The 18,782-nt window shown below is 51.5% G+C and carries 15 protein-coding genes; 8 read left to right on the top strand and 7 right to left on the bottom strand.

Features of this window, described 5'->3' with window-relative positions; all coding sequences use genetic code 11:
• Positions 1-2 precede the first annotated feature (2 nt).
• Positions 3-1,379, bottom strand: coding sequence for a TolC family protein (locus Q4491_RS02365; protein ID WP_303454281.1), 1,377 nt, complete (start codon positions 1,377-1,379; stop codon positions 3-5).
• 691 nt (positions 1,380-2,070) lie between these two features.
• On the opposite strand from Q4491_RS02365, the gene Q4491_RS02360 reads away from it, so the two are divergent.
• Positions 2,071-2,613 carry a hypothetical protein gene (locus tag Q4491_RS02360; protein WP_303454072.1) on the top strand — a complete coding sequence of 181 codons (543 nt, stop codon included), beginning with the start codon at positions 2,071-2,073 and terminating at the stop codon, positions 2,611-2,613.
• A 67-nt stretch (positions 2,614-2,680) separates the two neighbouring features.
• On the opposite strand, the gene Q4491_RS02355 is transcribed toward Q4491_RS02360, so the two are convergent.
• The 4 genes from Q4491_RS02355 to Q4491_RS02340 all read right to left on the bottom strand — a co-directional run bounded on the left by Q4491_RS02355 (position 2,681) and on the right by Q4491_RS02340 (position 6,269).
• A complete protein-coding gene (locus Q4491_RS02355) occupies positions 2,681-3,199 on the bottom strand; it encodes a protein disulfide oxidoreductase (protein WP_303454069.1) in 519 nt (172 codons plus the stop codon).
• Positions 3,200-3,203: 4 nt separating this feature from the next.
• A complete protein-coding gene (locus Q4491_RS02350; protein ID WP_303454067.1) occupies positions 3,204-5,303 on the bottom strand; it encodes a protein-disulfide reductase DsbD in 2,100 nt (699 codons plus the stop codon).
• Positions 5,304-5,362: 59 nt separating this feature from the next.
• The gene (locus Q4491_RS02345; protein ID WP_218383216.1) at positions 5,363-5,743 is read right to left on the bottom strand and encodes a hypothetical protein; all 381 of its coding nucleotides are present in this window, start codon (positions 5,741-5,743) and stop codon (positions 5,363-5,365) included.
• A gap of 136 nt (positions 5,744-5,879) precedes the next feature.
• Positions 5,880-6,269: a DUF805 domain-containing protein gene (locus tag Q4491_RS02340; protein ID WP_237795978.1), complete on the bottom strand. Its 390-nt coding sequence runs from the start codon at positions 6,267-6,269 to the stop codon at positions 5,880-5,882.
• A 282-nt stretch (positions 6,270-6,551) separates the two neighbouring features.
• Between Q4491_RS02340 and Q4491_RS02335 the strand changes: the two genes are divergently transcribed.
• Positions 6,552-9,371, top strand: coding sequence for an FAD-binding and (Fe-S)-binding domain-containing protein (locus Q4491_RS02335; RefSeq protein ID WP_303454057.1), 2,820 nt, complete (start codon positions 6,552-6,554; stop codon positions 9,369-9,371).
• A 256-nt stretch (positions 9,372-9,627) separates the two neighbouring features.
• Here Q4491_RS02335 and Q4491_RS02330 read toward each other — a convergent pair whose 3' ends face one another.
• Together Q4491_RS02330 and Q4491_RS02325 are read right to left on the bottom strand one after the other, a co-directional pair.
• Positions 9,628-11,292 carry a methyl-accepting chemotaxis protein gene (locus Q4491_RS02330; protein WP_303454054.1) on the bottom strand — a complete coding sequence of 555 codons (1,665 nt, stop codon included), beginning with the start codon at positions 11,290-11,292 and terminating at the stop codon, positions 9,628-9,630.
• Positions 11,293-11,549: 257 nt separating this feature from the next.
• Entirely contained in the window at positions 11,550-12,350 is an 801-nt protein-coding gene (locus Q4491_RS02325) for a THxN family PEP-CTERM protein (protein WP_303454050.1), read from the bottom strand.
• A 542-nt stretch (positions 12,351-12,892) separates the two neighbouring features.
• Here Q4491_RS02325 and Q4491_RS02320 point away from each other — a divergent pair.
• From Q4491_RS02320 to Q4491_RS02295, 6 genes are all read left to right on the top strand, one after another.
• On the top strand, positions 12,893-13,711 hold the full coding sequence (locus Q4491_RS02320) for a phosphate ABC transporter substrate-binding protein (protein ID WP_303454047.1): 819 nt from the start codon (positions 12,893-12,895) through the stop codon (positions 13,709-13,711).
• Positions 13,712-13,804: 93 nt separating this feature from the next.
• Positions 13,805-14,719 carry a phosphate ABC transporter permease subunit PstC gene (gene pstC, locus Q4491_RS02315; protein ID WP_192017482.1) on the top strand — a complete coding sequence of 305 codons (915 nt, stop codon included), beginning with the start codon at positions 13,805-13,807 and terminating at the stop codon, positions 14,717-14,719.
• 5 nt (positions 14,720-14,724) lie between these two features.
• On the top strand, positions 14,725-15,609 hold the full coding sequence (gene pstA, locus Q4491_RS02310) for a phosphate ABC transporter permease PstA (protein WP_161458648.1): 885 nt from the start codon (positions 14,725-14,727) through the stop codon (positions 15,607-15,609).
• Positions 15,610-15,626: 17 nt separating this feature from the next.
• Positions 15,627-16,376: a phosphate ABC transporter ATP-binding protein PstB gene (gene pstB / locus Q4491_RS02305; protein WP_303454040.1), complete on the top strand. Its 750-nt coding sequence runs from the start codon at positions 15,627-15,629 to the stop codon at positions 16,374-16,376.
• Between the two features lie 239 nt (positions 16,377-16,615).
• Entirely contained in the window at positions 16,616-16,993 is a 378-nt protein-coding gene (locus Q4491_RS02300) for a hypothetical protein (protein ID WP_192017484.1), read from the top strand.
• Between the two features lie 112 nt (positions 16,994-17,105).
• Positions 17,106-18,743 (top strand): mechanosensitive ion channel family protein, encoded by a 1,638-nt coding sequence (locus Q4491_RS02295; protein ID WP_237795986.1) that lies wholly within the window; start codon positions 17,106-17,108, stop codon positions 18,741-18,743.
• The last annotated feature ends 39 nt before the right edge of the window (positions 18,744-18,782 follow it).

Genomic DNA, 18,782 nt, shown 5'->3' with positions numbered 1-18,782 from the left:
TCTTATTTTCCTTGGTCTGTCAGTGATGGGGCGAGAGTTTGCAAGGCTTGACCACCCAGCAAAAATGCCAGCGTACTGCTGGTCTGGCTGAAATCGGCCGTCAAACGTGCCAACTCCAGTTCAAGTGCCAGTTCATCGCTGGCCGCATTGATCACATCACTGAACTGCGCGGTGTTATTCTGATAGCCGCGTTCCACGGCTTTGGTCCTTTCTTTCGCCTGCGGCAACAAGCTGTTCTGATAACGTTCCAGCCGCTCTGCCTGGCTCTGTCTGTCGGCCAGCAAGGCATTCACCCTGGCGTTCAGCTGAGCCAGGAGCAGGTCTTTCTGAGATTTGGCTGCGCCAACCTGATAATGCGCAGCAGCGCGGTTTCTGTCCTGCCGGTTGTCCGTAAACAGCGGAAGATCCACCGTCAGATAAGCACTGAGCAGATCTGAAGCCGGTTCGCCTCGCATATTATTGGCCTGCCGGTAGCCGTACATGACTTCCACGGCAAACTGAGGCTTGTAAGCTTCGCCAGCGATATCTGCCTGAGTCTGACTGGCTGAAATCGCCGCTTCAGTCATTGCCACCATGGGGTGCTGAGCCAGCAAAGTGTAAAACTGACTCGTGCCATTGTGCGACTTCAGCACAGCGTCCAGCGCTGCCCTGTCAAGTTGATAACCGGCAGCCAGTGAAGCATTCGCCGACAACCAGTCTGCCCCCAGCCATTCAGACATCTGCGACATCAATTTACGCTGGCTCTGCCGGTTGGCCTGAAGTTTATCGTCCAGCCGACTCACCTGAAGCTGGGCCTGAAGCAGGTCCTGGCTTTCACTTTTGCCAATCGCGTAATTGGTCTGGATAAAACCGGCCATTTCCGACATCAGGCGCTGATTTTCCCTTAACACGCGTTCAGCATATTGCTGATAGCCCAATTCAAGCCACAGCTGGGTAATACTGTTGGCGACCTCCCTTTGCCGGGCCTGAATTTGCCAGTCCACGCCTTCCGCTTGCTGACGCACTTTTCTGGCCTGCAGCTCAAGCGTGTCTCCGCGCTCGAACTGCTGCATCAGCCCGACTGAAATATTGGTCATGGGATCGTCATCAAACTGAAAGCTGTCCACAGGCAAGCCGCCGACACCGACTTTCAGTTTGGGATCCATTTGAGTGGCACTGGCGACGGCCGTTTCACGTAACGCACTGGACTGCGCAGCGAGCTGCGCCTGACTGGCGTCATTGCGTACAGCCAGCGCGATCAAGGTTTGTAACGATGCTGGCTGAGCTTCCTTGTGGGCGGAGACGGCCAGCGTCTCTGCTGCCCAGACAGGAAACTGCCATGCCGGGTACAGCCAGGCGGCACTGAGACTCAGCGCCAAAGCATGCATATGTTTTTTCACCATAACATCCATTCTGTTTGCTGCCGGAAAGCGGCAGAAAAACGATACTCACCGTCAGTTACGGTGAGACAACTTACGAAGAATGGATTCAGGCGATGGGAGGACGGTAAAGGGACTGGGAAGTGTAAACCACAGAAACAACGCTCTCTGCTGGTCTCAAAGCTAACTGGCTCTTAAGAGGAAAAGGCTGATGCTGGACGGGCAGCACAAAAGCTGTACTGCAAGTGGCGGTACAACAGGCGTGAGCCATGGTCATATCATGATCGCAACCGGGTGGCATCTGCGCGCTGTGTTCTGAGTGCTCATTGTCAGCCGTGTGAGACATACCAGCACAGTGATGTTCAGCCATTACCATGCTGTCACTTATCATACTGAAGGTCATTAAAGGCGTGCTATTGACCACACTCGATACAACCAGTACCAGTGAAGTCAATAAGGTTAACCAGATTGTCCGACGTGATTTCCGACGCATAACCAGCCTATGAATATCTGAACGCCTACACCCTAAAGCTTTCCCTTAGGGGAAGGTCAATACTGATGGACTCCTCTATTAAAAAAATGATACCTGTGACAAGAAAAGTCAATCATGCAGCACGGCTACTACGCCCTTTTCTCGTGCATTCTTACCGTTGCAACAAATACCGCGCCAGCCTGGTCATACTAAAGAGAGTGCTGTTACGGAATTCAACTGATGCGCAGATGGTCGGTTCCTACCTGGATACTTGTCGCTACAGGGCTGCTGCTCAATATCGTCTCGGCATTGATGACCAACTTTTATATCGACGGTGCCACGGTTGATGCCAACCAGCTCATTCAGCAGCAATACAATAATGAAAAGCTCATCAGCCTGACCTGGCAGCAGATTGAAGGGATAGAACGAAAGCGGGAGTTAGTGCTGAACCTAGTGTCGCTCAGTGAGCTAAGCGGCGCGCCACTTCCCACCCCGGTTCAGCAGGAAATACAAGATCAACTGGCACCATTACACAATGCGACATTCGCCGGTCTGGCAACAGACAAGCTGACAGGACTCATGGCTGCCTTCAATACCGAACAGGAACTGCTCAGAGAAAAGATCAATCAGCTCTTTATCGATAATCTCTCACTGGCCGATAAGCACACCCGCCTGATGGCGCACATCTCCGGTTTAAGAAACCTCGCGCTATTTCTGCAGATCATCGGGCTGGCGCTGATTTTAGCCAGAGATCTCAGCCGTCGGCAGGATCTGTCCCGATAGCATAAAGCCTGCCCGCCGATGAGGCAGACAGGCTTTACGATCAATCAGCTTCAGCTTAACCAGATCCTCAGCTCAGCCAGAGCCTTGCCAGCAAGCCCGGCGGTGTGGTGATGCCACTGGTGATAAAGGCAACCTTACCATCACGGACGATAAACACAGTCGGCGTAAACGCCACACCCCATTCACGACCCAGCACATTTTTTTCGTCATTAACATTCTGAAAATCCAGCCCTTTACTGGCAAAATACTGCTGCAGTTTTTGATCAGAACCGGACGACAGAGAAATCCCGATCGTTGGATAATACTGACTCAGCCAATTAACACTCGGGGTGACAAAACGGCACACGCCGCACCAGGTTGCCCAGAAATACACTATCACAGGCTGCTCTTTACTGAGCGCGGCAATATCAACCGGCTCACCCTGTATGTCGAGCGTTTTCAGGGTAAAAGGTGCGTCATCCGGTACGGACTGACTTCGCCAGAGATCGACCCCCACTGAAACCACAGTCAGCAGCACAGTAAAAAAGAGGATTTCTCTCAGCCACTTTTTCCACTTCCCCGCGTGCCTTTTATGCTCTTCACTCATTGGCTTATCCTCCCTGAGCCTGTTGAATAGCAAGCATTACATCCTCGCTGGTGTAAATTACAGGTAACGCAATACCCTGAGGAGCACCCGGGCCGTAGACGATATTAAATGGTACGCCGAACCGACCATTGGCCTGTAAATAGGCGGTCACTGCATCATTAGGAATTGTCCAGTCTCCCTGCATACGCACCAGACCGGGTTGCTGAATCGCGTCGTAAACTGGCTGCTGCAGCAGTACGCGAACCTTGTTGGCTTTACAGGTGATACACCAGTCTGCGGTCACATCCACGAACACGGTTTTTCCCTGCGCAACCTGCTTACTGATATCAGCAGCAATCAGCGGCTGCCAGCTTGGCTCCGGCGGCAAAGGTGTCGCCCACTTTTCAGCCGTCAGACTGGCTGCAAGCAGGGCAACAGCGCTGAACAGCAGAAACACGCTGCCCAGCACACCCACAGGCTTGCCGCCAAACACTTTAACGGAGCGCCACATAATCAGGCTCACACCCGCAATACCTGCCAACCACAGCGACCAGATCGGCCAGTGTGGGGCCAGCAGAGTCAGCAGCCATAGCGTTGTCGCCAGCATCATTATCCCGAACAGGACTTTCATTTTGCCCATCCAGACACCCGGCTTAGGTAACCATCGCACCATAAACGGGAACAATGCGATAGCTATCCAGGGCAGTGCCATCCCCAGCCCCAGGCCGGTAAAGATCACGGCCAGATTGCCGATACTGCCCGCCAGAGCGAAGGCGACCGCCGTACCGAGAAACGGCGCAGAACAGGGCGTGGCAAGAAAGGTGGCAAACATACCTTGCGCATAATGCCCGGCATAGCCTTTGCCACCTTTGGTGCCCAGCCAGGTACTGATGCCCGATGGCAGGCTGATGGTGAACAGCCCCAGCATATTGGCACCAAACATGAAGGTCACCAGTACCATCACGGCAAGAAAGGCCCCGCTCTGGAACTGTATCCCCCAGCCGATAGCCTGTCCGGACAGCTTCAGCGCCACCAGTGCCAGTGCAATCAGCCAGAATGCGCTGATGATCCCGCCGGCTGAGGCCAGAAACTGCAGTCGGATCTGTTGCTTTTCCTGCTTCTCGGCCGTCAGCACGGTAGAGAGTTTCATGCCCAGCACCGGCAGCACGCACGGCATGATATTGAGGATCAGTCCGCCCAGCAGCGCCAGACCGAACATGACCAGTAGGCTATGACCTGCCTGACCGGTAACGATACCGCTTTGCACCTGTAGGCTGTGTTCAGACAACACCGCATCGTCTGTCACTGTGACCGTGAGCGCTTGCTGGGCGAGATCCGGCTGACCGAACCAGCTCAACACGCTTATCTGCGCCGTCAGGGTTTCCCCCTCAATACTGATGTCCGGACGTGAGAAATGGCTGTCTTTAACGGCGTCGGAATCACCATCAATAAACAGATCAGGTTTGACCCAGCCCTGTTCGTTGCTCAAAACTACCTGCAGTTTGCTTTGCTCTGCATCCCAGATCGCTGACTTGATCTCAGCCAGCGAAGAGGCTTGCGGCACAGTGCTTAACGCTTGTGCATAGCGGCGCATGTCAGTCTCTGAAGGCGTCAGCTCTGAGGGAATAAAGGACAAATCGATCGGATAATCGGTGATCACACAAACCGTCGAGCACGAAGACAGGCTGAGAGTGGCCAGCAGAATCACAGGCTGAGAAAAATCCTCCACCTTGATGGTCATCGGAAAAATAACATCCTCAGCATAGCCTATGGTTTCCACACCGAGTACGTCATACCTTTGCGGTACAGGCCACTGCCAGTCCAGTTCGGCAATATTCGCCGAATCCTGCCAGTTCATACTGGGTGCCACGCCCCCTTCGCCGGGCGATCGCCAGTAGGTTTTCCAGCCCTGTTGCAAGCGCACTTCCAGGTAACCGGCCACTGTGCCATTGACAGCATCTGTCTGTCCGGTTAACACAAAGCGTGTTTCAACCGGCGGATGATTGGGGTCACTCAGCCAGCCCGTGCTGACGACTGATGCCTGGGCCACAGACATAAATAACAGGCACAGCCATAACCCGCTGCTTGTCAGCCATTTGATGGTCAATCGTAAATTTTTTTGCATTGTCTTTCCTAAGTAATAAACACACAGATTTTTTGGCATCACGCCAGATGCTATGTGTGTTATTCCCGGAAAATACAAAGTGTCAGATGAATGCGCCTTTTAGGGACTTTAGGCTCACGAGACGGAGGCGGAGAGAGACAGCCAGCGCCTAACAAGCCAGCAAGCAACAGTGTCAGTAGCAGAATGGGGATCAGGAAGAGAGTATCAAGCTGCTGATATTTCACCTGTAGTAGTTGTTCCGACAAATCACACTCAGAGGAATCTGCCGAGGCTTCAGGCTCAGCCAGTTCACTGGCAGAGAAGATTTGCACGACCTCAACAGGTTGATTCGGACAGAGCGCCAGCAGAGCCGTGTTTTTCGACAGACACACAAACACCACCCAGACCGTTAACAGTAACGCCCAGTGTGCTAAGAATTGTCGTCGGAAAAAATACTGCATGATTGCCCGTCTGTCTCGTACCCTGACCCGTGATAATCTGATGCGCTGACTTAGGTTTCAGATCAGCCACAGGAAAATACCACGAAACTGCGTCAGGGTAACCCACAGAGTGTTACCAGGCATGTCCGGCTGCTGCTTACATCGCCATATGGCCCATTCCGTTCTCTTCTTTTGGGTTATTGCCGTATTCATTCGGGCCGGGCTGGCCCGCTCTGGCAAAGAAAAAGAGCAGAATGACGAAGCCCAAGACCGGGATCAGGCTCAGTAACATCCACCAGCCTGATTTGCCGATGTCATGCAAGCGCCGAACCCCTACCGCGACAGAAGGAATCAGTACTGCCAGCGAATACACACCGCCCAGTAAGCCTGTCCCCTCGCCCGCACCCGGAGTATTGAGAAGATTATCTGCTATGCCCAGCGCCAGAGTAACGACCAGGTTAATCAAAAAGAAATACCAGTACTCCTGTCGCTGCGCGCGACCTGAGAAAACCGCGTACTTTCTGAGTGCGTACAAATACCAGTTCATGCTCAATCCCTTGGGTTGGAGGCTGTCAGGTAAATTTCTGCAGGTGACCAGAGTCAGTTACACTCAAGTATAGATTCAGATCACAAATTTATGGTTTTTCTCTTCTGATAATAAGGAAAGCGATAGGGTTCACACCCTGTTAACAGAAATGCCGCTGAGCACCGAAAGCTGAGATCAAGAGCAAAGTCTGTTTGCTGTTACGCGCTACACTCAAAGTATCTTCATGATTCATAAATAAAAGCATCAGACTTTTTCACTTTTCGTCTACGAGCAAGGGCAACTATGACGGACAACTATCAGCAGCTGATCCAGCAGCTTGGCACCCTACTTAATGCCGAGCAGATCATCACAGATGAAGCCAAGCGCCTCGCCTACGGCACCGATGCCAGCTTCTATCGCCTGATCCCTAAGATAGTGCTTCGCCTGCACAACCAGAATCAGGTCATTGAGGTTATTCGCGCCTGCGCCGAGCTGGACATTCCCTACACCTACCGCGCCGCAGGCACCAGCCTGTCGGGACAGGCAGTCTCCGATTCGGTACTGATCACCCTGAGCGATCAGTGGCGAGGCCATCTCATTGAAGACAACGGGCTGAAAATTACCCTGCAACCCGGTGTTATCGGCGCGGATGCTAACCGCTATCTGGCCCCTTATGGACGCAAGATCGGGCCGGATCCCGCTTCGATCAACACCTGCAAAATTGGCGGGATCGCGGCCAACAATGCCAGTGGTATGTGCTGCGGTACGGCACAAAACTCCTATCGCACTGTAGATGGGATGACAGTTATTCTGACCGATGGCACGGTACTGAACACCCGCGATGAAGAGAGTAAAGCCGCATTCCGCCGCAGCCATGCCTCATTACTCGGCGATTTGTCTGAACTGAAGAAAGACGTCGACACTCACCCGGCACTGAAAGATAAAATTCAGCATAAGTACCGGCTGAAAAACACCACAGGTTACGCGCTGAATGCACTGACCGATTTCAGTGATCCTATTGATATTCTTGAACATCTGATGATCGGCTCTGAAGGCACGCTGGGCTTTATCTCCGACATCACTTACAAGACGGTTATCGAGCACCCTCACAAAGCCTCTGCTTTGCTGGTTTTCAGTAATATTGAGCACGCAAGTGAAGCGACCTCAGTACTGGCCACCACCCCTGTCTCCGCCGTCGAAATGATGGACGGTCGCGCGATGCGCTCCGTTGCCGATAAAGCCGGAATGCCCGATTTTATCGCCCATCTGGATCTGGAAGCCGCCGCCTTGCTGGTTGAAAGCCGGGCAGGTACGCACGACGAACTGCTCAGTCAGTGCGACGCCATCATGGCCAGTTTGTCGGCGTTTACCATTATCGAATCTGTGCCCTTCACCTCTGAGCCGGCCACTGTCAATACACTGTGGGCGATCCGCAAAGGCATGTTCCCCGCCGTGGGAGCGGTACGGGAAACCGGCACCACTGTCATCATTGAAGATGTCGCCTTCCCTGTCGCAGATCTGGCTAAAGGCGTTCGTGATCTACAGGCCTTGTTTGCGCAGTTCCGGTATCACGAAGCCATCATTTTTGGCCATGCGCTGGAAGGTAATCTGCACTTTGTGTTCACCCAGGGGTTTGATGCTCAGAGTGAAATCGACCGTTACGGTGCCTTTATGGATGCCGTCGCCGAGTTGGTGGCCGTCAAGTATCATGGCTCGCTGAAAGCCGAACATGGCACCGGCCGCAACATGGCGCCTTATGTCGAGCTGGAATGGGGCAAAGAAGGCTACCAGCTGATGCAGCGCATCAAGCGGCTGTTCGATCCGCAAGGGCTGCTGAATCCTGGGGTGATCATCAATGACGATCCGCACGCCCATCTTCGTCACCTGAAACCCATGCCTGCGGCCGACGAACTGGTGGATCGCTGCATTGAGTGCGGCTTTTGTGAACCTGTCTGTCCGTCGCGGACGCTGTCTTTATCCCCGCGTCAGCGCATTGTGTTATACCGCGAGCTGCAGCATCGCCATCGCAGCGGAGACTCAGTCGGCGCAAAAGCACTGGAATCTGTCTTTCAGTATCAGGGCGTTGACACCTGTGCGGCCACAGGGTTGTGTGCCGAGCGCTGCCCGGTGGGCATTAACACAGGGGATCTCATCAAAAAACTGCGTACCGACAAGTATCAGCGCTTTGCGCCGATTGCGCGCTGGACCGCCGATCACTTCGCCACCACTACCCGCTTAGTGAAAACCGGTCTTGGCGTGGCGCAGTCTGCCCAGTCTCTGCTTGGTGAGCACAGAATGACAGCGATCAGCAACGCAGCCAGACGCTGGAGCCACAACAGTACACCACAGTGGCTGCCAGAATTACCGGCAGTCAATCGCCATCAGTTAATTGAAACTGCCGGCAGCAGCCCGGCACACGGCGAGAAAAAAGTGGTATACCTGCCTTCCTGTGCCAGCCGCACTATGGGTCAGCAACCAGATAACCCGGATCAGCGCCCGCTCACAGAAGTGACAATGTCACTAATTTCAAAGGCAGGGTTTGATGTTGTTATCCCTCAGGCGGTAAACGATCTCTGCTGCGGTATGCCCTACGACAGCAAAGGGATGACAGAGCCTGCGGCGCAAAAAAGCCAGCAACTCGAAGACGCGCTCTGGCAAGCCAGTGAACAGGGCAAATACCCGATTCTGATTGATGCCAGCCCCTGCGCCAAACGCAGTGTGGAAAGTTTCAGCCGGCTGATGAATATTGTCGAGCCTGTTGGGCTGGTACTGCATTATCTGTTGCCACATCTGGAACTGAAACGTCAGCATGAGACTGTGATGCTGCATATCACGTGCAGCAGCCGCAAAATGGGGCTAGAAGATGACATGCTGGAACTGGCCAAAGCCTGTGTCAGCACTGTGATAGTGCCGGAGCACATTCAGTGCTGTGGCTGGGCGGGCGATAAAGGATTTAGTATCCCTGAGCTTAACGCCGCCTCGCTGGAACCATTGAAGGCTCAGGTTCCGCCAGACTGCCGACGTGGTTTCAGCAACAGCCGTACCTGCGAAATCGGCCTCTCGCATCACAGTGGTGTGCCTTATCAGTCGATCTTGTATCTGGTGGATGAAGTCGCCCGTTAGTACACAACCGTTAGTACACAAAGGGTGAATACGCAATGAGTCACGGGCCAGTGAGTACACTGGCCTGCAATATTGTTATCTCGTGCTCAGATCTCAGCATTAAGACAGAAAAAGCAAACCGCTGACACTACTATAAATAGGCCTTTAGGTCTTACACAGTACGAAAAACCCGCCAGTAATTTTATTGGCGGGTTTCTTATTTTTTATTAACTTTCAATACATTAACTTTCAATACGTTGTTCTATTGCTGCTTCTTTTAGCTGGCCTTGATGCTGTGACCTTCACTCACATTGGCTACCTGAAAAAAGCTGACCTGCTCAACCACCTCCTGGCTGACACGGTGCATGTCATCGCTGCATTGTACCGTTTCAGAGGCGATAGACGAGGTCTTATCCGACAACGCCTGCACCGTATGAATATTCTGGCTGATATCGGCGGCAACCGCGCTCTGCTCTTCCGCTGCCGTCGCAATCTGCTGAGTCTGCTCATTAACCTGATTGATCATGTTCATGATGTCTGCCAGTAACTGATTGGTTTCAGACATCCTCGCTTCGGCCTGATCGGCTTCTGTGGTGCTGTCTGCCATCATGTCAACCGCGCTGCTGCAGGCTTGTTGCAGCTGAGCCAGCATCTGCTCAATTTCGTTGACAGAAGTTTGTGAGCGCTGCGCCAGGCCGCGCACTTCATCGGCCACAACAGCAAAGCCCCGTCCCTGTTCACCGGCCCGGGCTGCTTCAATCGCCGCGTTCAGGGCCAGCAGGTTTGTCTGTTCAGCAATACCGCGTATCACTTCCAGAATACTTTCAATCTTGCGGGATTCGCCATGCAGCTCATTAACGACGCCCGAGGTATCTTGCAAGGTGGCAACCAGCCGCTGAACCACAGACTGGGTGTGCTCAGAAGATTCAATGCCCCTTTCCGCCAGTCCCATCATCTGATCAGATGCTCTGGCTGAATCTGAGGTATTGACCGCAATACTCTTACTGGTTGTCGAGAGCTCTTCAATCGCCGTCACGGCCTGAATGGTATGCTCTGATACCTCACCCGCCGCAACCTGAATATTGTTATTGGCATCTTGTAAAATACGGCTGTTCTCGGTCACCAGTGTGCTGGAGCGCACTATGCCTGCAACAGTACTGTTCAGACGGTTGACTGTGCTGTCAATCGCGCTGCTCAGCTGGGCCACTTCGTCTGTCCCTTTAACATTGGACAGCACATCCAGATGGCCGCTGGCCAGGGCTTCGGCTGTTGCCTTAACCCGGCTGATCCCGCCAACCAGACCTCGCGCAATCCAGTGGCTCAATACAAACGCAATCAGCACCGACAGGATAATGGAGATATAAAAGACAGTATTAGCGGTTTTAATTGACTGCAAGGTATCCTGATTGGCCTGAATCGCCATCTGAGCGCTGGCCTGCTGGATTTTATCGAACTGCAGATTCAGGGCTTCATAGCTGTCAACAAAGGCTCTGAATACTGGATAAGGTGCCTGATGGTTAGGTGCTGATTCCATATCCGACACAAACTGAAGTGTATTGGCCTGGTAGGTCGATAACTTTTGCTCAAAGTCCGCCAACATCTGAGGGTCACCGTTGTAGTCTTGCTTCAGCTCTTTCACCAGTTCCGGGGTGATCGCACTGTTTTTATCGACAATCGCATTAAATTCAGGCACTTGTTCATACAACCCCAGAAGGTACACCACCTGCAGCCCCCTGACATTACCGATAATATCGGCCTGCGCCTGGCGAATCTGGCTGATTAATTGCGACACTTTATAGTTATGCTGGTAAAACTCACTGAAATTACTGCCAATACGGTCATTAGCTGATTTAATGAATAACATTGCAATCACGAACATCAGTGAGACTGCACCACCTAAAACCAAAATTTTATTGCGGATTGAGAAATGACTAAGCTGCATTGACGCGCCCCAAACAACGATTTGATGTAATTTTGCCCTCACTATTCACAAAAAGAAAAACAAAGGCAAATAAATGCCACAAGGGAATGACAGAATGCTACTCAAGCTCAAATTTTTGCATAAATAGTACAAATATATTTAATTCTGACTTGCAAGTCAGTAAAACTCCTGCCTGAAAAATTTCATGCCCCGAAGAATAAATATTCGCTGTTCAGGCAAAGAAAAAGCCGCAGGTTCTGCGGCTGGATGAGATTGGGTTATGAGCTGAGATTCTGCCGTTGATTCTGCCGTTTACGGCGGCGTATCATGGCAATGCCAGCCAGCACTGTACCCAGAATGGCAACACTGGCGGGTTCTGGTACCGGCACCTCAGTCAGTGCAGAGATATTAGCCTGAATGAAAGCCTGATTGGTGCTTTGCTCAACGGTTTCAAACCGATCAGCAAATAGACCGTTGACCAGAAAACCCTGAATGTTCACCGTATACTGGATGCCGTTTACGGTAGTGACATCCGTGAACTGCGAGGTGGATACCGTAATGATGTCCGCACAGCCGTTCACGTTTACCCCAACGCCATTCGCTTCCCCGTTCGCGCAGGGATCCGCGCTGTTGCTGGTCTCGTTATGGGTAAAGTTAAACACAAACTGCACATCCACCGGCGTTCCGCCGTCAATAGACACTGTGGTGCTCAGTTGCAAATCGACACTTTGCAAGCTGGCACCTGTGCTCAGAATGACATTATTTAAATGGGTAAAAGTCCCCAGCTGAAAATCATCGCTGGTGCCGGTATCTGTATCAAACGTGGTGTCGAAGCTGGCTGCAGAGGCAAAATCATAGCCGCTCTGCGGACCCGAAGACGGCGATGGCAGCCCCCAGCGTAACATAGGGTTATCCGTCGCATTGCCGATCGTCATTGGCTGACCACTGCCGGAATCTGCCACCGCGTTAACCCAGGAACCCGTAAATGCGCCAAACTCAACAGTGACTAATGCGGCATTGACATGAGCACTTGCCAGCATCGCCAGACTGAACATCGTTATTTTTGTCACAGGTTTCATTACACACCCCCAACCCAACTTTATTGTCGTTTTTGTGTTCGTGCAGGAGTGCTTCAAGTTCTGTGCCATCGCAGCCTGAACGAAAAACAGCGCAGTAACGGAAGCGGAACTTTTCAGGAAATGACCTCAGTAAATCAAGGCTATAGCGCTCACCAAGCTGTGTGGGGATTCTCCGGGTAATTTTGCGTTTTTTTCATACCTGCTTGCCCAGAACCCTTTACGTCTTGCTGTGTAAAAAAAGGTGACACCGGGATACCTGACCCTCATCTGCCATGGCAGACCCGCGGCTCAAGTGAGAAATGCCTTCCAGAATTCATCATGCAGTCAGGCATCATTTATACCTCATGAGTATTATTGATAGCCTTTCATCAGTCTACGATTTCACATTAACTGCAATTATTGATGTATATCAGCCACTTAGTTTCATCTTCATAGAGTGTTCAACAAACTGCAACAAACCTGTCATAAAACTCTCCTAACCTGTGCCTCGTTCGTTAAACAACTGATTGGCAATTCCGCCAAATTCGAAAGGATATGGAAAAATGAAAGCAAAGGTTATCGGTGCTATCACACTGGCTGGCTCAATGATGTTTAACCCGGCTATGGCGGCTGAAACAGTTTCTGTCGTTGGTTCGAACTCGGTGACACCACTCATGGAAGTGCTGGGCGAAACTTACACTAAAACTCACGACGTTGTGGTAGAAGTTCAGGGGCCGGGTTCTTCTGCCGGTATCCGTACTGCTCACGACGGTTCTGCTGACCTGGGCATGAGCTCTCGTGATCTGAAATCATCTGAAAAAGCGTCTGACATTACCGAAGTAGTGATTGCCCGTGACGGTATCGCTGTTGTTGTGAACAACTCCAACCCGGTAAAAGACCTGAGCAAAGAGCAGGTTTCTCAAATTTATAAAGGCGAGATCACCAACTGGAAACAAGTAGGCGGTGAAGACAAGCCTATCGTTGTAGCTACCCGTGATACCGCTTCAGGCACCCGTGGTGCATTCGAAGACATCATGTCTCTGAAGCGTAAAATCAACGGTAAAACCGTTACTGCTATCTCTCAGCGTGCTCAGGTGGCCAGCGGTAACGGTCAGCTGAAAACCATGGTAGCCAGCAACCCGTTCGCTATTGGTTACATCTCGCTAGGTTCAGTCGATGACTCTGTTAAACCTTTGTCCATCGAAGGCCACGCACCATCAGTTGAAGCAATCAAATCCGGTGATTACGGCGTACAACGCCCATTCCTGGTGCTTTACAAAGACGGTCGCCCATCTAAAGAAGCTCTGGAATTCCTGAACTGGATTAAAACTGCAGATGCTCAGGCATTGGTTGCCAAAGAAGGCTACGTTTCTATCCTGTAATTTTTCTTAGTGACTTACCTGCCCATATTTTTGGGCAGGTTTATTTATTCGCAGCAACTGAACCTGCTGTTCAGTGTCTGGAGTAACGTTCAAATGACCATCGCCAATAATTACGATAACGCCGACAAGAAAAATGCCGCGCTCGCCGCTGCAGATAAAATTGACTGGCGTGAACTCTTTTTTAAATACCTGTTTCTTTCCAGTGCCGCTATCGGCATTTTGTCTCTGATTACTATCGGCTATTTCATTTTCCGTGAAGGCTATGCGGCTTTCGCTGAAGCCGGTTTCTCCGGCATTGTGCTGGGTGACGAATGGTTACCACCTGCCTTGTTCGGCATCTTCCCTATGATTGTTGCTTCTGTGGTTTCTACCGCAGGTGCTGTGATTGTCGGTGTGCCGATTGGTGTGATGACCGCGATTTTTATCGCTGAAGTAGCTCCCAAGCGCCTGGCCGACATCATTCGCCCTATGGTTGAACTGCTGGCGGGTATTCCCTCTGTGGTATACGGTTTCTTCGGTCTGGTGATTATCGTTCCTCTGATCCAGAACGTATTTAATGTACCGGCGGGTAACACGGTGCTGGCGGGTATCATAGTACTGGCAGTCATGATTCTGCCCACAGTGATCACTGTGTCTGAAACCTCCATTCGTGCTGTGCCGCGCAGCTATAAAGAAGGCTCACTGGCGCTGGGTGCATCGCATATTTTCACCATTTTCAAACTGCTGGTACCGGCTGCGCGTTCCGGCATTATGACGGGCGTTATTCTGGGTATCGCACGTGCATTAGGTGAAACCATGGCCATCATCATGGTGATGGGTAACTCCCCGGCTATGCCTGAGGGCATTCTGGATTCAGCACGTACCCTCACCGCCAATATCGCGATTGAAATGTCGTACGCCACCGGTATTCACGCCAGCGCCCTGTATGCCACAGGTATTGTTCTGCTGGTGTTCATCATGATGCTGAATGCTGCCCTGCTCTACCTGAACCGTGAGCGCGCGAGGTAATCACAATGACGCTATCAACAAACACACATTTGCAGGCAAGTAACCCTGCCAGACAGCAACTTAAAGACAAAATCTACCTCAGTGTGATCTGGACCTCGGCCACGGTAACGGTCGGCTTCCTGCTGTGGGTCGTCTGGTACATTCTGAGCAACGGCCTTGCCTACGTCGACTGGACATTTATCTCCAGCAACTATACAACGCTGGGCGAGGAGTCGGGCATCTGGCCGATGATCGTTGCCACGCTGTACATGGTGCTGGCGTCAATTCTGGTTGCCGCGCCCATGGGGATCATGACCGCAATATACCTGACAGAATATGCCAAAGTCGGCAGCCGGCTGGTGAAAGTGATCCGCTTCTGTACCGAATCACTGGCGGGTATTCCTTCTATTATTTACGGCCTGTTCGGTATGACTTTCTTTGTGGTCGTGCTTGGCTTTGGTTTCTCGATTTTGTCTGGTGCCCTGACACTGAGCATTCTGATTCTGCCCGTGATCATTCGCACCACAGAAGAAGCCTTGATGGCGGTGCCGCAAACTTACCGCGAAGGGTCTTACGGACTGGGCGCATCCAAAATTTACACCATCTGGCGCCTGATATTGCCAAGCGCAATGCCAGGCATAGTCACTTCTATCATCCTCAGTGTAGGTCGTGTTATCGGTGAATCGGCACCGGTATTCATGACAGCAGGCATGGTGGCACGTCTTCCGGAGAGTCTGCTTGATTCCGGCCGGACACTCACCGTGCACCTGTACAAGCTGACTCAGGAACTCTACACCATTCACGAATGGCATCAGGCTTACGCCACTGCCACGATTCTGATTGTGATTGTTCTGATCATCAACCTGTGCACCAAACTGCTTGCCAAACGTTTTAACACTGCGACTTACTGATTTCGGGGTAATACATTATGAACAAATTTAATATTGAAAATCTGGATCTGTTTTACGGCGACAACCAGGCACTGAAAAAAATCAATCTGCCGATTCCTAATCGCCAGGTGACAGCATTAATCGGCCCGTCCGGTTGCGGTAAATCCACGCTTTTGCGCTGCCTTAACCGCATGAATGACCTGATCGAAGGTGTGAAGATCAAAGGCAAATTGTCGATGGACGGAGAAGACGTTTACGGCAACATAGACGTTTCCAGACTGCGCATTAAGGTGGGCATGGTGTTCCAGAAGCCTAACCCCTTCCCGATGAGCATATACGAGAACGTGGCTTACGGCCTGCGTGCTCAGGGTGTGGCCGACAAAAAACGTCTGGATGAAGTGGTAGAGCAATCGCTGCGCGGTGCCGCATTGTGGGATGAAGTGAAAGATCGTCTGAAATCACACGCCTTCGGTCTGTCTGGTGGTCAGCAGCAGCGTCTGTGTATCGCCCGTACCATCGCTATGGAGCCTGAGGTCATTTTAATGGATGAACCAACCTCAGCGCTGGATCCGATTGCGACCAAGAAAATTGAAGATCTGATGGAGTCTCTGAAAAAGAACTTCACTATCGTTATCGTCACTCACTCTATGCAGCAGGCACGCCGAATTTCAGATCGTACCGCCTTCTTCCTGATGGGTGAGCTGGTCGAACACGATGATACTTATGCGCTGTTCAACAGCCCGCGTGATGACCGTACCCGCGGCTATGTGAACGGCGACTTCGGCTAATCCTGGATTCCAGACGGCATAGCATGCCGTGAAATCCGGCCGGCCCCGACACAACAGATACCCGAAACGACAGATAATAAAAGCGATGGTAAGTACTTGCCCCCAACCTTGGGGGCTTTTTTTTGCTCTTTTTTTACCCATTCCTGACATTTCACACAACAGCCGGATTTACACTCAAATGAACACTGATTAATTCTATTGGCGCCGGACATTCAGGCCAAGGTCAGACAGGTGAGATGATGCAAAAGAATCATGAAATTTCACATGCTAAATCCTGGATTCACAAACTCGCAGCAATGGATGCTCACCCCAAACTCACTGGTATTCTGCAATCTTCGCGGATCATGACGCAACAGTATGCCGCCTTTTGCCGTTTACATAACCTGATGGCCTTTACCTATTCACAAAATGGCCACCAGCAGCTGCTTGCAGACACCCTTGCGGCTTCAGGATGCGACACCCTCATCTGTGATCAGCGCCACTACCCTGCACTCTGGTATATGCTGCATCAGATTAACCGGCCTATGCTGATCATTCTGAATCAGGAAATGTGGACGCCGGACTGGTGCTGGCAATTTGATCATCATCAGTTCCTTTGCCAGCAGGATTTGCTCTGACCTCACCCGCAACGGTTAGCATGTTATAATCACGGCACTCATTCTCATCGCGGCACACCCGTTGCCGCGATGTACTTGTATTTATCTCCCTGAACCGGAATACCGCTCTACTATGCGCAAGCTTTTACTCATTATTACGTTGCTTACATACAGCCTCAATGTCTTTGCCCAGGCTGAAACACCGCCCTCTCAGCTGGATGAACTGTCGCAGTTGAACCAGGAAGTCATGGAGCTGTATCAGGCCGGCCAGAGCCGTACCGGTACCACACGTGATGTACTGCGCATGCAGGTACTGAATAAGAACAATGAACTGCGCGACAAGATCGGGGAGTTAATCAGTGAGCCGCCGGAAGGGGCAACCGCCACCCTGCTGGATTACGTCAAACGACAGGAACGCTATACCGACAATACGGCAAACTATCTGAGTAACAAGATTCTGGCTGATGAAAAAGCACTGGACAAAGCCTCGCAGGAAGAACAGCTGCTCAAGCTCAAGCAATTGAATGAAGAGCGCATGCTGTCTGTTCAGATGCTGGGCGAGCAGTGGGAAAACTACCGCTGGATGGAACAGCTTGGTCATAATGCCGATCAGAAAAAAAACAAACTGGCTAAAGCCATCAGCAACCGCTTAGAGTTTGTCTCTGCTTCACTGGATTACAACAACCAGCAGGAAAAAGTGCTGGCTAAGCAGCTCAAAGAGGCGTCAGAGGGTGAGAAAGCCTCACTGCAACTGATGCACATTCTGGCACAACGCAAACTGTCGAGCGATATTGACCGCTTAAACTACTTAATCAACCTCGGTGATCAGGCACAGATAGATACGTCGAACTACAAAAAGCAGCAATTTGAAGTGACCGGTGATCTCACCAATGACATCCTGAATCCGCGGGTAATCTATTCGATTGTCTCAGCCTGGGCCGACAACCTGAAAAAGTGGCTGATTGATAATACCCCGCAGGTGCTGTTCAAGGTGTTGATCTTCGCCCTGGTCCTTTTGCTGTTCCGGCTGTTAAAAAACCTGACACGTAAAGTGGTTAAGCGCGCCGTGGCGTCACCCAATCTCAAGATGTCGCAGTTGATGCAGGACTTCTTTATTTCCATGTCGGGCAAAGCGGTCTTTTTTCTCGGGCTGTTAATTGCCCTGTCACAGGTCGGGCTTAACCTTGCGCCGATACTGACAGGTTTCGGTGTGGCCGGTGTGATCATCGGTTTTGCTTTGCAGGACACCTTGTCTAATTTTGCTTCAGGCATGATGCTGCTGATTTACCGCCCTTTTGATGTCGGCGATTTTGTTGAGGCTGGTGGGGTGTCTGGTAAGGTCAGCCACATGAGCCTGGTCAATACCACTATCCGTACCTTTGATAACCAGATCATCATAGTGCCGAACAGTAAAATCTGGGGGGACACAATCAAGAATGTTACGCACGAGCGCGTCCGCCGTGTCGATATGGTATTTGGGATCGGCTATAAAGACAGCATTGAGCAAGCCGAAGCCATTTTACATGACATTATTGATAACCATCCGGCTGTGCTGCGTGCCCCGGAGAAAACCATCAAAGTACACACACTAAACACCTCTTCGGTGGACTTTATTGTTCGGCCCTGGGTGAAAACGGATGACTACTGGGATGTGTACTGGGATGTCACGCGCGAAGTCAAACTGCGGTTCGACAAAGAAGGCGTTTCTATCCCCTTCCCGCAGCAGGATGTGCATTTACACATGGTCAGCCCGGAAAAGAACGATGCGTAAAAACATCCAAGTTGAATTGCTTCTACACTAAAAAACACG

This window comes from Photobacterium sp. 2_MG-2023 (assembly GCF_030547675.1).
Classification (GTDB): Bacteria; Pseudomonadota; Gammaproteobacteria; order Enterobacterales; family Vibrionaceae; genus Photobacterium; species Photobacterium arenosum.
This window is presented reverse-complemented; position numbering and strand designations above follow the sequence as displayed.

Excerpts from the sequence above, each read along its gene's own strand:
- Q4491_RS02360 (WP_303454072.1), top strand. The coding sequence starts at position 2,071 with ATGCGCAGATGGTCGGTTCCTACCTGGATACTTGTCGCTACAGGGCTG.
- Q4491_RS02355 (WP_303454069.1), bottom strand. The coding sequence starts at position 3,199 with ATGAGTGAAGAGCATAAAAGGCACGCGGGGAAGTGGAAAAAGTGGCTG.
- Q4491_RS02350 (WP_303454067.1), bottom strand. The coding sequence starts at position 5,303 with ATGCAAAAAAATTTACGATTGACCATCAAATGGCTGACAAGCAGCGGG.
- Q4491_RS02345 (WP_218383216.1), bottom strand. The coding sequence starts at position 5,743 with ATGCAGTATTTTTTCCGACGACAATTCTTAGCACACTGGGCGTTACTG.
- Q4491_RS02340 (WP_237795978.1), bottom strand. The coding sequence starts at position 6,269 with ATGAACTGGTATTTGTACGCACTCAGAAAGTACGCGGTTTTCTCAGGT.
- Q4491_RS02335 (WP_303454057.1), top strand. The coding sequence starts at position 6,552 with ATGACGGACAACTATCAGCAGCTGATCCAGCAGCTTGGCACCCTACTT.
- Q4491_RS02330 (WP_303454054.1), bottom strand. The coding sequence starts at position 11,292 with ATGCAGCTTAGTCATTTCTCAATCCGCAATAAAATTTTGGTTTTAGGT.
- Q4491_RS02325 (WP_303454050.1), bottom strand. The coding sequence starts at position 12,350 with ATGAAACCTGTGACAAAAATAACGATGTTCAGTCTGGCGATGCTGGCA.
- Q4491_RS02320 (WP_303454047.1), top strand. The coding sequence starts at position 12,893 with ATGAAAGCAAAGGTTATCGGTGCTATCACACTGGCTGGCTCAATGATG.
- pstC (WP_192017482.1), top strand. The coding sequence starts at position 13,805 with ATGACCATCGCCAATAATTACGATAACGCCGACAAGAAAAATGCCGCG.
- pstA (WP_161458648.1), top strand. The coding sequence starts at position 14,725 with ATGACGCTATCAACAAACACACATTTGCAGGCAAGTAACCCTGCCAGA.
- pstB (WP_303454040.1), top strand. The coding sequence starts at position 15,627 with ATGAACAAATTTAATATTGAAAATCTGGATCTGTTTTACGGCGACAAC.
- Q4491_RS02300 (WP_192017484.1), top strand. The coding sequence starts at position 16,616 with ATGCAAAAGAATCATGAAATTTCACATGCTAAATCCTGGATTCACAAA.
- Q4491_RS02295 (WP_237795986.1), top strand. The coding sequence starts at position 17,106 with ATGCGCAAGCTTTTACTCATTATTACGTTGCTTACATACAGCCTCAAT.